13 protein-coding genes and 1 other annotated feature are annotated in these 14,416 nt (G+C 34.6%); all 13 genes read right to left on the bottom strand.

Going from position 1 to position 14,416, the window contains the following annotated elements:
* Positions 1-133: 133 nt before the first annotated feature.
* The 13 genes from pepF to R6U02_RS03570 all read right to left on the bottom strand — a co-directional run bounded on the left by pepF (position 134) and on the right by R6U02_RS03570 (position 14,397).
* Positions 134-1,945, bottom strand: coding sequence for an oligoendopeptidase F (pepF, locus tag R6U02_RS03630; RefSeq protein ID WP_410262274.1), 1,812 nt, complete (start codon positions 1,943-1,945; stop codon positions 134-136).
* 109 nt (positions 1,946-2,054) lie between these two features.
* Positions 2,055-3,137: a competence protein CoiA gene (locus R6U02_RS03625; protein WP_410262273.1), complete on the bottom strand. Its 1,083-nt coding sequence runs from the start codon at positions 3,135-3,137 to the stop codon at positions 2,055-2,057.
* 121 nt (positions 3,138-3,258) lie between these two features.
* Positions 3,259-3,900: an adaptor protein MecA gene (locus tag R6U02_RS03620; RefSeq protein WP_410262272.1), complete on the bottom strand. Its 642-nt coding sequence runs from the start codon at positions 3,898-3,900 to the stop codon at positions 3,259-3,261.
* A gap of 198 nt (positions 3,901-4,098) precedes the next feature.
* Entirely contained in the window at positions 4,099-4,506 is a 408-nt protein-coding gene (gene spxA, locus R6U02_RS03615) for a transcriptional regulator SpxA (protein WP_410262271.1), read from the bottom strand.
* A 306-nt stretch (positions 4,507-4,812) separates the two neighbouring features.
* Positions 4,813-5,832 carry a lipoate--protein ligase gene (locus R6U02_RS03610; protein WP_410262270.1) on the bottom strand — a complete coding sequence of 340 codons (1,020 nt, stop codon included), beginning with the start codon at positions 5,830-5,832 and terminating at the stop codon, positions 4,813-4,815.
* A gap of 14 nt (positions 5,833-5,846) precedes the next feature.
* Positions 5,847-6,590: an MBL fold metallo-hydrolase gene (locus R6U02_RS03605; RefSeq protein ID WP_410262269.1), complete on the bottom strand. Its 744-nt coding sequence runs from the start codon at positions 6,588-6,590 to the stop codon at positions 5,847-5,849.
* A gap of 134 nt (positions 6,591-6,724) precedes the next feature.
* Positions 6,725-8,122, bottom strand: coding sequence for a protoporphyrinogen oxidase (gene hemG / locus R6U02_RS03600; RefSeq protein WP_410262268.1), 1,398 nt, complete (start codon positions 8,120-8,122; stop codon positions 6,725-6,727).
* A 268-nt stretch (positions 8,123-8,390) separates the two neighbouring features.
* Complete coding sequence (gene rplT / locus R6U02_RS03595; RefSeq protein ID WP_410262267.1) at positions 8,391-8,750, bottom strand: 50S ribosomal protein L20; 360 nt, start codon at positions 8,748-8,750, stop codon at positions 8,391-8,393.
* A gap of 43 nt (positions 8,751-8,793) precedes the next feature.
* Positions 8,794-8,994, bottom strand: a complete 201-nt coding sequence (gene rpmI / locus R6U02_RS03590) for a 50S ribosomal protein L35 (RefSeq protein ID WP_410262266.1) — start codon at positions 8,992-8,994, stop codon at positions 8,794-8,796.
* Positions 8,995-9,064: 70 nt separating this feature from the next.
* Complete coding sequence (gene infC / locus R6U02_RS03585) at positions 9,065-9,568, bottom strand: translation initiation factor IF-3 (RefSeq protein WP_410262327.1); 504 nt, start codon at positions 9,566-9,568, stop codon at positions 9,065-9,067.
* A gap of 255 nt (positions 9,569-9,823) precedes the next feature.
* Positions 9,824-11,755, bottom strand: coding sequence for a threonine--tRNA ligase (gene thrS / locus R6U02_RS03580; RefSeq protein WP_410262265.1), 1,932 nt, complete (start codon positions 11,753-11,755; stop codon positions 9,824-9,826).
* A gap of 58 nt (positions 11,756-11,813) precedes the next feature.
* Positions 11,814-12,038, bottom strand: a binding site (T-box leader).
* Positions 12,039-12,079: 41 nt separating this feature from the next.
* Positions 12,080-13,009 carry a primosomal protein DnaI gene (gene dnaI / locus R6U02_RS03575; RefSeq protein ID WP_410262264.1) on the bottom strand — a complete coding sequence of 310 codons (930 nt, stop codon included), beginning with the start codon at positions 13,007-13,009 and terminating at the stop codon, positions 12,080-12,082.
* On the bottom strand, positions 13,009-14,397 hold the full coding sequence (locus tag R6U02_RS03570) for a replication initiation and membrane attachment family protein (protein ID WP_410262263.1): 1,389 nt from the start codon (positions 14,395-14,397) through the stop codon (positions 13,009-13,011). Before R6U02_RS03570 ends, dnaI begins: the two co-directional genes overlap by 1 nt.
* Positions 14,398-14,416: the final 19 nt, after the last annotated feature.

The raw sequence follows: 14,416 nt of genomic DNA, 5'->3' as shown, positions 1-14,416 counted from the left end.
TATTTTTTTAAGAAAGCCACTCTCACGATATTCAGTTTTTCAATTGAATAAAGGAGAATGGCTTTTTTATGTTTTTTTTATTGGTAAAATCATATCTAAAATCCTTGCTCTTATCTGCTTTAAACTGTCTGTTTTAAATAGAATTCAAAGCTTTTTCCAACTCATCTAAACGTTCTTCAAACACTGTCATTGCTCTCTCTAAATAATCTCTTTCAGTCATATCAACGCCTGCTTTTTTCATTACTTCAATTGGATAATCACTGCTGCCTGATTTTAAATATGAAAGGTATTTATCTAATGCGCCTTCTTCTTCTTTCAAAATCTTGTCAGCTAACGCTGTGGCAGCACAAAAACCTGTTGAATATTGATATACATAATAATTATAGTAGAAATGTGGAATACGTGCCCATTCAAATTGGATGGCATCATCTTTTTCAACGGCATCTCCGTAATATTTTGCATTTAGATTTCTATAATTTTCGCTCAAATAGTCTGCTGTTAGTGGCGTACCCTTTGCAACTTCTTCATGCATAAAGTGTTCAAATTCAGCAAATTGTGTTTGTCGGAAGACGGTGCCTTTAAACCCATCTAAATAATGGCTCAAGACGTAAGCTCTTGCTTTAGGATCTTTGGTTGTTTCTAGTAGATAATCAGTAAGTAAATTTTCATTCGTTGTAGATGCAATTTCTGCTAAAAAGATAGAATAGTTACCATATACATACGGTTGATTCTTTCTGGTAAAGTAGCTATGCGCACTATGGCCTAGTTCGTGAACAAGCGTGTAAAGATGATTGAGCGAATCGTGCCAGTTTAATAAGATATAAGGATTGGTGTCATACATACCTGAAGAATAAGCCCCGCTCCGTTTTCCTTTGTTCTCAACAACATCAATCCAACGGCTATTAAAAGCATCATCCAAAACAGCTTTATATTCAGGTCCGAGTACGTCTAATCCTTCGAATGTTTTTTCTTTTGCATCTTCATAAGTGAATTTCAGGCTGGCTTCTCCAGTAATAGGCGTATATAAATCGAACATGTGCAATTCGTCTAATCCTAGCACCTGTTTTCTCAAGTTCATATATCTATGCAGAAGAGGCAAATGATCATTTACTACTTCGATTAAAGTATCATGAACAGCTTCCGGAATATGGTTATCAGATAAAGCACTTTCTCGAGCTGATTTGAAATGATGGACTTTCGCTTGATAATTATGATGTTTGACGTTGGCTGACAAGGTACTGGCAAATGTATTTTTAAAGCTTTCATAGACTTCATACATTTTCTCAAACGCTTCTTTTCTTACTTCTTTATTAGTACTTTCTAGAAGTTCTCCAAACATTCCATGAGATAACTGGACATCTTCTCCATCTTCCCCTTTGACCATCGGAAATTTCAAATCAGCGTTATTCAAGACACTGAATGTTTGGCTTGAAGAAGTAAGCACTTCACTCGCAGCTGCTAACAAACCTTCCATTTCAGCTGAAAGTACATGCGCTTTATTGGCAGTCAATTGTGAGATGTAATGTTTATATTGTTCTAACTCTTCTTTTTCTTCAAAATAATTGGCTAGTTGTTTTTCAGGTAAAGCGATTAGTTCCGGTTCAAACCAGGACGTAGCTTCTTGAGATAAAGCGGCAAGATAACGCGCTCTATCATTCATTGCTTGATAGGTGCTATTTGCAGTATCCTGATCATTTTTTAAATGGGCATAAACAAAAAGGGCACTTACTTTTCTGGAAAGATTCAGCATCGACTCCAGTGCCTGAAGAAATGTCTTTGCATCAATTCCAAGTTTTCCTTGAAATTTTTTGACATCTTTTAACGACTTTTCAGTATCTTTGAAATCTTCCTCCCATTTTTCATCAGATTTATAAATAACAGTAAGATCCCACGTTTGTTCTAAAGGTATTTCAATTCTTAAAGGCAATACTTTTGATTCAGTCATTAAACTTCCTCCTATACTTTTATGAACAAATCAATGATAACATAATTTGAAAACGAATAGAATATCTATTGCTTTTTTAATTTATCACTCTTCCCTACTCATTTAATCCTCATTCTCTGAAAATGTTTTTATGGCGAATCCATTTTTCATCACCGACTTTTTTCATTACTTCATTTGCGCATAATTTTTCAATATACTCAAAAAAAGGCTGGTTTAAGTAAGCAGCATTCACATTGGGCATACCTTGAAAAACGAGCTCTTTTTCATTTTCCCATTCTTTAATTTTACGTACCATAACGTTTGTCGTTATAACATGATAGGATTCAAAATTCCCCAACCATACTAACATTAAGAATTTCCATTGATATGAAAATGTAGCGATCATCCATTCGTTCGGAACAATATAGAAAATAGTATTAGGTAAAGACTCAATAGACACACCACTCTCATACATAAGTTCAAAAAAGTGTCTGCTTTTTTCATATTTATAAAAAGATAACTGATATAAATACTCTTTTTGCTCTTTTTTATTTTTAACAACGAACTGACCGGTTCTTTCCTTCTTACCGGGAGTCCTGAATATATCTTTTAATGTGCTGGAGAAAGTCAAACTCTTTTTAGTGTAGTGAATCTTACTGTGGGAACCTGAAAAATCTGATAACATTTCCAGCTTTTTTCTCTTCTGATCTAATTGAAACAAATAAAACCTTTCATTTGAATCCATTGATATGTAGGTAAAATGTATTGTATTAAATTTTTCTGATACTTTTAATTTAGGACCTAAAATCCAAAAAACATAATACCCGTTTCTTTTGTAACCTCTAGTTCTGGATGTTATCATCTCTTTCGAAATAGGACTGCACTGATATTCAATAGCTATGTTTATTCCTTTATAATTGATGAGCAGGTCTGGTCGCTGTTTTAATGCAGGTAAAAACGCTTCTAATTGAACCTCTATTTTTTCTTTTTTAAACCAGTTATAAAGCAGCAGCTTCCCTTCCATATGCTCCTCAGTTTCACCCTCGGAGAAAGTCTTACAATTACTATTATTCCGGTGTGAAAAATGAGATTGATAAATCGACCCATTCTTGAAAATCACTTCTTCTTTACAAGCCGGACAGAAACATTCTTCATTATAATTATAATCACTAGCTTTTATAATGTTACACTGCTTATCAATTGCTATAAACATTATTAAATCGCCTCGCTTATTTTCTTTTCTTACAGTATTAATATTTACTAACTATTTTTTTTGTAACGAAAAAACCCACAGAAAATTAAATTTCTGTGGGTTTTACTAGTTATTATAATTTTCATTTGAAGTGATAGCGTGTTAACTCTAATGCGTTCTTCTCCATTATTTTCTCGGCATATTCATTCAAGACTTCCGGCGTTGTATTCGTTTTATTTCCAAACTCTAAAGCAATGGCTATTTCCTCATCACTTGTCTTTTCAACCATCTCATCTACAAAGAAAGTTAAATGAAGATAGTATCTATTTTTGTAGCTATAAAGAGTTGACATGCCACTTTCTAAAAACAATGATTTGGAAAGTGATATCATCTGTTCAAAACTCTCTAAAGCAATCACGACTTTTTTGGTCGTGTTATCACCTTTAGTGTATTCATCAATTTCATCAAGTGATTCCTCATTTTGATTAATATTATCATCAATTTGCTCTTTCAACGTGTCTAGCGAATCAACTTCTTCTTTAAAATTAGTTCCTTTACTAATAAATAATTCTAATCCGTTATTATTCGGCATGACTTGAAAAGTGACCGCTTCAGATTCTTGAAATTCTTCATCAATATCAACTTCTTCCAAGATACTATAAAAAAACTTTTCAATTTGTTTTTGATTTCCTAACAAATCAAGAAAAGTGATACCACGTTCTTCTAAATCAGTGTTTTCAATGACCACACGAATAGTATCATCGTTGATATATTCTATTTCCATTATTCCACACCTCGCATTTCTTTGGAATAAACGTCCCGCTGGGATAATTTTACTGTACTATCGATAGATAGCACTCTAGTTATTATACAAAAGCTGTTCTCTAAATACAAGTAACAACTGTATGTAAATCGATGTAGAAATGTGACAGTTTATAAAAAGAATCGACAAATGTAATTGTCGATTCTTTTTATAAACTATTTAACTTTGTGTTAAAGCTACTAACCGTTGTGCTTTCTGTAATTCGATTTCTCTGATTGCTCTCGGTACAAACTGACGAATCTCATCTTCGTTATACCCAATTTGTAATCTTCTTTCATCTAAGATAATTGGTCTTCTGATCAATGTTGGATTGTCTTGAATCAATACAAACAATTCTTTTAAAGACAACTCATTTAAATCGATATTTAATTCTTTAAATGCTTTGGACCGTGTAGATATGATATCTTCCGTTCCACCTTCAGTTAATCGCATGATAGCTTTTATTTCTTCAATTTCCAAAGGATTATGAGCCATATTTTTCTCTGTATAAGGGATGTCGTACTCTTCTAACCATGCTTTTGCTTTTCGACAAGATGTGCAACTAGGTGTTGTGAATAATGTAACCATTATGTATTTCTCCCCTCAATTATGTTTAATTAATAAAACCGAGTGAAACTGTTTACAATTATTATAATAGCTTAAATGTGACGGAATGTAAACCCCTTTTGTCATTTTTCCGTCAAATTCATTCTTTTTATTCGAAAAATTAATATAAAACCCTACAGGATAAGGTTTTTTTAACATTACTTAATTTTATATTTTAAATCAATTTATAATTATTATAAATAAAGGTTGTCAATTTGAACAAAAAAAACATGAACAGCTGATTAAACTAATCAGCTGGTCACACTTTTTTTGTAAGCTATTATTAAATCAGTAAAATAAATCGACTAATTCATCTGTATCAACATTGCCAAAATATTTATTTTTATCAATGTTATCGAAAGTTTCTTTGATAGCCTTTCTCGTATAAGGAATACCCTTAAATTTGTTTTCCACATCTTCTATTTCACCTAGACCAAAGAAATCTCCATAAATACGGATGTCTTCGATGTTACCTTTTCTAACATTCATCTTGACTTCTACCGTTCCCACAGAGAGTCGTTCACTCCGTTCCATATCAAATTCAGGAGATTTTCCATAATTCCAATCCCAGTTAGCCGTATACCGCTTAGCAAAAACTTCTATCTTTTCCCAATCTTCATCTGTCAACACATATTCTTTTATATTTTCTTTGGAATCAGTATCATAGATATGAAGAAGCAATTGATCTCTAAAGTCTTTTGCATTCATAAACTGATATGAATCATCCAAGAAAGGTTTGATATTAGTTACACGACTTCTTATGGATTTGATTCCTTTTGATTCTAATTTATGTTTTTTTGGTTTTAGAGCTTTTACTATCGCTTCAATTTGCGAATCGAACATCAGTGTTCCGTGAGCCGTCATGCGACCATTTTTAGCATACATAGCGTTTCCCGAGAATTTCTTCCCATCAATGACCAAATCATTTCTTCCTTTTAATTCAGCTCCTTCTACCCCCATTTCATGCAAAGCATCTATAACAGGTAAAGTGAATTTTTTGAAATCTCGGAAAGAATCACCATCATCTTCAGTGATAAAACAGAAACACAAGACGCCCATATCATGGTATACTGCTCCTCCACCAGAAAAACGACGAACAACTTCTAATTCATTCTCTTCCACATAAGAAGTATTGACCTCTTCATATGTATTCTGATTTCGTCCAATAATGATTGAGTTATTATTAATGTAAAATAAAAGAATCGGTTCATCTAATTTGACTTCATTTAACAAGTAATATTCTATAGCTAAATTAATTCTCGGATCATGGATCTCTTTCCCGTCACGCTCATTTTTAACATAGTACATATTATCTTCTCTCCTTAAACATTTATTATCATTTCCTTATGTGCTAGTTCGATCGGTATAGATGGTGCTTCATCTTGTGCTTGTTCAACTAATTGATTCAGATCTCCCGTTTGGGGTAAATGAGTGAGTAGCAGCTTCTTGACGTTTGCCTTATTTGCTATTCTCCCACATTCTTTAGCTGTCATATGCACAGTATGATTTTCCATTCCCTCATAAAAATTACTATCTGCTATCAGTAAATCTGCATCTTTAGCAAATCCTATAAAATCCTCTTTATATCCAGAATCAGCAGTAAAGACCATTGTCTTATTACTTTTTTCTTCGGTAATTCTAAATGCATAGCACGGTACAGGATGAAGTGTTTTCATATGTTCGATCTTGAATGGTCCAATAGTCAGTTCCGACTCTTCATTAAAAGCAATGCCTTGACTGACATTTTCAAAAGACATTTTATTGAAATTATCTACATCCTCGTTATGACAATAGATGGGTAATAGATGAGGCTTGTTTCCTTTGTCATCTCTTTTTAATAAACGAGTAAATTGCAAGACACCTAAGTCAGCAATATGATCATGATGGTAATGAGACAACAAAACAGCATCCAGATCGATCGGATCAACGTACTTTTCCAACGTTAATAAACTGTTACTTCCGACATCAAGCAAAAGGTGAAAGTCATTTAATTCAATCAAGTAGGAACTTGTCCCTACCCCTTTAGTTGGATAACCTCCATAGAAACCTAAAACAGTGACCTTCATAATAATCTCCCTTCTTATTCCATAGTCTATTATTAGAATACGTTTCTGAGTAAAAAAAAACAACTAAAACTCTTTTTTATCAAAAGTTTTAGCTGTTTTTCTAGTATACCGAACAAATAATATGCTTCAAAAAACTAAATTGTATTTTTAATATATGTTATTGCTTCTTTACTTATTTTATTTGCTTGGGCAATACAGTTATTAATGCCAAACCCATTGACACCATTTCCCGCCAAATAAAGACCCGGATAATTTTCGTTTAAAAATTCCATCAAATTTATTCGTTTTTCTTCATGCATTAGCGTAAATTGAGGGATAGCATTTGGCCAGCGCTTGATAATTTTATAATTAGGCTTGCTACCAATATTTAACATCCTTGATACATCCTCTAGTATCTCTTCCTCTATTTGTCTATTGCTTAAGGACATCATGACGCCGTCCCCATTACGGCCGAAATAGACGCCTAACAGCTCTTCATCTTTGTCTTTAAAATGATTCCACTTTTTATTTAACCAAATGACACTTTGGATATATGAATTGTTGCGTCTAACAGACAACAAACCATTACCTTTAGGAGGGTTCTGGATGGAGTCCTTCGGAAAACTAAATAACATGAACCCAACTGAGCCCATTTTAATTTCTTTAAAGTAATCACTTAATTCGATATCAGAAAACAGCTCTTGATATGATCCAGAATCTGTCGCTACTACGATGGAATCAACTCTTAACTGCTCTTTCTTATTTATGTTTAAAATATAAGTACCGTTGATGCTCTTTTTAATTTCAGTCACTTTTTTTGAAAATCTAATGCTCTCATTCACTCTAATAGCTAATTCATTCGTCAGCGTTTCAAGGCCGTCTTTAAATGTCGCATACATTCCGTCACCATCCCATATTTCCGGATGGTTCTCCAAAGCTTTCGTCCACGATCCATACTCTTTCTCTAATTCTATAATGGGTTCATTAAAACCACGGATACCTATTTCATCGATATCACTTGAATAGATTTTCGAAAAGTATGGCTCGGCTACATATTCAGCCATTTCTTCTCCAATACGTTGAGCAAAGTATCCTTTTGTCGTTAATTCTTGTGTCGTTTCTTTTTGAGAAAAATAAGTATTTCTTAAGAATGCCAGTTTTCCCTGAAAGGAAATTAGCTCATAGTTCCAAATATCTGTTCGTTTTACAGGAATTCCTTTATAGGTGGGATATTCAAAATGATATAACTTATTAAATGCAAATACATCTTGTTTCCCATTTTGACTTAATTCAATATTATCCTCTAATTTTAATTCTTTTATCAAATTCATTGCTTCAGGTAACCGTGTATCGATAGACTCTGCTCCTAAATCAATAAATTGTTCGCCAAATTTCATGGTAAATAATTTTCCACCTGAACGAATGGATGATTCCAACACAATCACTTCCACAGGAAGGTTCTCTTCATCTACCTGTTTTTTCAAATGATAGGCAGTAGTTAATCCGGTGATTCCACTACCAATTATAGCAATTCTTTTTTTGACTTTATCCATTCATCTTTCCCTCGCAAACTATAATAATACCCATATACTCCATTCGATATTACATAATTAATACTGATAATAATCGATGTATTACATTTAGTTACTTTACATTGGAGAATGTATAGTTATCTTACGTTCTATAACAACGTGATCCATTTTATTATACCATGAAGCGGAAAGAATACATTAAATGATTTTGACTCTATATTCTAAAAAAAAAAAAGCCATATAATTATGAGTAAATATTACTCATAATTATATGGCTTATGGTTCACGTTTACTTATTTAATGCGTCTTTAGCTTGATCTGTTAATGACGTAAATGCTACTGAATCATTGATTGCTAAATCAGCTAACATTTTACGGTTTATATCGATATCAGCAAGTTTTAATCCATGCATAAATTTAGAATAGCTTAAGCCATTAATACGTGATGCTGCATTGATACGTGCAATCCATAATTTACGGAAATTACGTTTGTTTTGCTTGCGGTCTCTGAAAGCATACATATATGATTTCATTACTTGTTGTTTTGCAACTTTAAACAAGCGATGTTTCGCACCATAATACCCTTTAGCTAACTTTAAAACGCGTTTACGGCGTCTGCGGGTTACTGTTCCACCTTTTACTCGTGCCATTGTTGTTCTTCCTCCTTCAATACAATCCTATGAATCTAAATTATTATTTCATATAAGCTAATTGCTGTTTGATACGTTTGTAGTCACTAGCAGAAACCAGAGTAGATTTGCGTAAATTACGTTTTTGTTTTTGTGATTTATTCGCAAACATATGGCTAGTTTTAGCATGACCCCTTTTTAATTTTCCAGAACCAGTTCTTTTGAATCTTTTTGCTGATCCACTATGCGTTTTTTGCTTAGGCATTTTAATTTTCCTCCAATACTCTTATCTAAAATTTTAAGCAGACTTAAATTCAATATAAGTCTAAAGCTTATTACTTTTCACTTTTCGGTGCGAGCATTAAGAACATGCTACGGCCATCCATCTTAGCCTTGGACTCAACTGTTGAAATATCAGATGCTTCTTCCGCCATACGTTCCAACACTACACGTCCAAGGTCCTTATGAGTTATAGCTCGACCTCGGAAACGAATAGAAACTTTAACTTTATCGCCTTTTTCTAGGAATTTACGAGCGTTACGCAATTTCGTGTCAAAATCATGGTCATCAATAGTTGGACTCAATCGAATCTCTTTTATATTAACAACTTTTTGATTTTTTCTTGCTTCACGTTCTTTTTTCTGCTGTTCATAGCGAAATTTACCGTAATCCATGATACGAGCCACTGGTGGTTTAGCATTGGGAGAAACGAGCACTAAATCCATACTAGCTTCTTCTGCCAGCTTCATTGCTTCTTTTGTTTGGATTACGCCTATCTGTTCACCGTCTTTACCTATCAATCGTACCTCATTAGCACGAATACGGTCGTTGACAATCATGTCTTTTGCTATGGTGGTCACCTCCAAAGTATTTGCGAGAAAAACACAGAAAAAGACGACATTCCTATAAGTTATAGAAATCCCGCCTTGTCTCCGCATAAAAACACAATTCATTGCGTTTAATTATATATACGTTCATATCTGCCCAGAGATTTTAATCTGCTTAGGCGAGAAGCGGGAGCTTCTGCTTTGTTTTTCCAACTTATTAATAATACCAACAATTAGAATCAGTGTCAAGTAAATATTTGTTTTCAGTTATTTTTTTCCTTCTTCTAAAAGTGTATTCATGAATTCATTCAAATCAATTGTATCAGTTTTCTTCTCACCGTATTTACGCACAGACACTGTTCCTGCTTCCATTTCGTTATCGCCGATAACAAGTTGGTAAGGAATTTTCAAGGTTTGAGCTTCTCGAATTTTATACCCCATTTTTTCGTTACGCATATCTACTTCTACACGTAATCCTTTTGAAGCCATTTTTTCCTGCAACTCTTTTGCATAGTCCCCATGAATATCTAAATTAACTGGAATGATTTTAGCTTGAACAGGCGCTAACCAAGTTGGGAACGCTCCTTTATATCGCTCGATCAAATACGCAACAAATCGTTCCATCGTAGATACAATTCCTCGGTGGATAACAACTGGTCGGTGATTGTCTTGACCATCTTCACCGACATAAGTTAGATCGAAGCGCTCGGGGAGCAAGAAATCAAGTTGGACCGTTGATAAGGTTTCTTCAATCCCTAATGCTGTTTTCACTTGAACATCGAGTTTAGGACCATAAAAAGCAGCCTCACCAATCGCCTCAAAGTATTCAAGTCCCATTTCATCCAGTGTCTCTTTTAGCATGGACTCTGCTTTTTCCCACATTGCATCATCATCGAAATATTTCTCAGTATTCTTAGGATCACGATAACTTAGACGGAAACGGTAATCTTTAATGTCAAAATCTTCATACACAGCCAGCATCAAGTCCACGACACGTCTGAACTCCACTTTGATTTGATCAGGACGAACAAAAACATGTGCATCATTTAATGTCATTTCGCGTACACGTTGCAGGCCAGATAAGGCGCCACTTTTTTCATAGCGGTGCATTTGACCTAATTCAGCAATACGGATTGGTAAATCACGGTAACTGCGCACATCATTTTTGAAGATCATCATATGATGAGGGCAGTTCATTGGACGTAACACCAGCATTTCGCCTTCACCCATATCCATTGGTGGAAACATATCTTCATGGTAATGATCCCAGTGTCCGGATTTTTTATAAAATTCAACATTAGCCATAATCGGTGTGTAGACATGTTCGTAGCCTAAGCTGATTTCTTTATCTGTGATATAACGTTCAATAATACGACGGATCGTTGCTCCTTTTGGTAACCAGAATGGTAAACCAGATCCTACTTCAGGAGACAACATGAACAAATCTAATTCCTTGCCCAATTTACGGTGGTCGCGTTCTTTAGCTTCTTCGCGCATTTTAAGGTAGTCTTTTAATGCCTTCTTGTCAAAAAAGGCAGTGCCATACACGCGCTGCATCATTTTATTGTCTGAATTGCCTCTCCAGTAAGCTCCCGCTAGAGAAAGCATTTTAAAGACTTGAATACGTCCTGTAGAGGGAACGTGCACGCCTCGACATAAATCGACAAAATCACCCTGTTTGTAAATAGAAATAATTTCATCTTCAGGTAATTCATTGATCAGTTCAATTTTATATGGATCATCCTTAAAGATATCTAATGCTTCTTCACGACTTACTTCTTGTCTTTCAATGGGTAAGTTTTCTTTGACAATATTCATCATTTCTTGTTCGATTTTGTCTAAATCTTCTTCTGTAATCGGCTCTTTTGTATCTGTATCATAATAAAAACCATTTTCGATAGTTGGTCCTACGCCGAATTTGACATCAGGATAGAGTCGTTTAATGGCTTGTGCCATTAAATGCGCTGTCGAATGACGTAACACGGATAAGGCGTCATCATGATCCGGTGTGACAATTTCCAATACCCCATCATTGTTTAAAGAGCGGTTAAAGTCAATGAGTTCTCCATTCCATTTTGCAGCTAATCCTTTTTTTTCTAATGATTTCGCTATGCTTCCTGCAATATCTTTAGGCGTTGTTCCCTGCTCCACTTCTTTAATTGTTCCGTCAGGTAATGTTACTTTGATTTTTTCGACCATTTTTTTCTCCTCCTTATTTAGGTAAACAAAAAGTCCCATTGAACAAGATAATCTCATTCAATGGGACGTCAAATTCTACGTGGTTCCACCCAAATTTGTAGAAACACATGATTTAGTGTCTTCTACCTTCATTACTCTTTAACGCAGAGGATACGACCATTTTTACTCAGTTTCAAAATAGTACTCGAAAGGGGTCAGTGATAGTTCGTCTTAAGAATGTCGCAGCAGTCATTCTCTCTCTGAAAAGATTATTTATCACAGATGTCTTTCTCATTGTTTTATAGTTTTGATAATATCACAGCTAAATTCTTTTTACAATACAATTTATTTATGTCTTCTGTTTTCTCCAGATATTTCAACTTCTTCTGCTAAAAAACGAATTCTCTCCATTATACGCTTAGCTTTAAGTGGTTCGTTTTCACCACGTTGAGACGTTGTCAGATGTTCGTTTTCCAATTGATTCATATTGAAATTTGAAGTAAAAAAGGTTGGCAGCTCTTCCTGCATACGGTACTGTAAAATAATACCCAGCACATCGTCACGTATCCAAGAGGACATGGAATCGGCTCCGATATCGTCAATCATGAGCAGTTTAGCCCGTTTGAAGCTGTCTAATTTATCTTCCGTTGTGTTTTTCCCAATCGAATTTTTCATTTCAACAGCAAACGTAGGGAAATGAACGATTGTCGATGAATATCCTTGCTCTGACAACTCATGGGCGATTGCCCCAAGTAAATATGTTTTCCCGACACCAAAAGCACCGTGTAAATATAATCCTTTGTGAAAATCTTTAGGATTATCAATATAGGATTCAATAAACGTCATCGCCTTCTCTAAAGCGACTTGACGTTTTTTAGTCACTTCGAAAGATTCAAATGATGCATTTTTTAAATCCTTCGGCAGAAAGACTGATTGGATCCGATTTTTTATTTTTTCTTCCGCTCGCTTGTTGACCAATTCGAGAGTCGGTACATAGGTTACATCTATACGGTGGTTATTTAATATAAGTTTCGGCACATATCCCGGAGCCAATCCTTCGTTCATTTTTTCTGCTTTCTTTTTTTCTGATACGAACTCATAAAGTTTAGAAGAACTTCTCTCAATGGCTGTTTTATCTAGGGACTCTCTATTATCTGCAATAAATTTTTTTACATCCGGATCTTTAAATACCTGGTTTTTCATAATATCTTGATATGTTTGATTCATTTTATTAGCATCCATCATTTTTCCAAGTTGATTTTTCAGACTTTTCATTAGTCGTCACCGCTTTTCTGCTTTCGGATTTTTCTTAATTTTTCTCTAAACGCTTCTTCCTCTTCTTTGCTGATCTTCTCATCTGTCTGTTCTGACTCACTAGCCCAGGATGGCAACGTTTCTTTTCTGCCGGAAGACTGCTTGTATTTGGATTTTGATCGCGTTTGACTTTGTGTTTGTTTGTTTTTTTCTCGAACCGAATCATAGAGTTCTTTAACCTTTATGATTGCCTCTTCAGGCGAATTCACTTTGCTTTGAGCCCAGTCATTAGCGATTTTATTTGCTAAGTTTTTTTCTAAAGTAGGGGCATTCTTAACGACTAATATATAATTCATTAAAATATTAATCACGGCAGTGGATAAAGGCGCTTGTTCGACAAGTTCTTTTAACAGCCAGGTTTCATTGGACGACACATAGCCGCCCTTTTGCTGTTTTATTGATTTCAAATAGGCAAATGGCTGCGTTTTTTCAGCATGCAGAATAATTTCGATCTCTTCTCTTGAGATTCCTTTTGCTCTTAACTGTGAGCTCCTCGTATTGTCATCCTGACTCGCTGGTGTTTCAGATCTGACCTGCTTCGTTTTGCCTAAATAGTGATCATGAATAATCCGTGTCAATGTTTTTTCGTTTACTTTACCAGAGGTAATGTCTGCCGCTTCAAGTACGAATTTTTGCATATCTAATTCATTGATAGCATAAATCGAATGGAAAGTTTCGATTAATTTTTTTATCTCCGGAGTGATAGCTTGAGAACTAATAAAATGTTTGTTTAATCCTGAGGTGAAAAAGGACCAGTCAAAGTCGCTGTCTTTCGATATTTCGTCTACAAGAGATGTTTTGGTTAATTCATTCGGTGTGTCTATCACATTAAATGATTCGGTATAGTTTTCCATATTAAAATTGATAACATCCTGGAAGGATTTTGTGATCTCTCTATAATTATCATTGGATTGAACAGGTTTAATAAACTTTTCTCTCCGCTCTGAAACAAGACGTTCACCTAGCTTTTCTGTCAGTAACATTCTCAGCATAGTATCGTTGAAAAAATGGATCGGGGCTAAGGGCGCCTCTAAAATAAATAAATAGATACCTTCATTTTCTTTATGATTGAAAACTTTTAATAATCCATAGGCCTCTAGCCTTGTCCTTGCTTCATAATATTCTCTTATGCCTATATCTAGTTGAGTAAGAATATCAGAAAGAGTCAATTCTTTCTCATCCAGGACATTTAAATATTCTTTGATCAGCAAGTAAAGACTCGCTGCATTGATTCCCATCAGCGGTTGATATAACGAAAGAACGGTAGACACGTTTAAATCAGAAAGGACAGTTGATTTATTAAGTATCAATGTGTCTTTTGGTCGAAGATTTTTCCATGGGTAACTCATTATATTATTTATCCTTTCA

This window comes from Alkalibacterium sp., assembly GCF_046484155.1.
In the GTDB taxonomy this organism is placed as follows: Bacteria; Bacillota; Bacilli; order Lactobacillales; family Carnobacteriaceae_A; genus Alkalibacterium.
The sequence above is the reverse complement of the archived record's forward strand: the minus strand, read 5'-3'. Positions and strand labels throughout refer to the sequence as shown.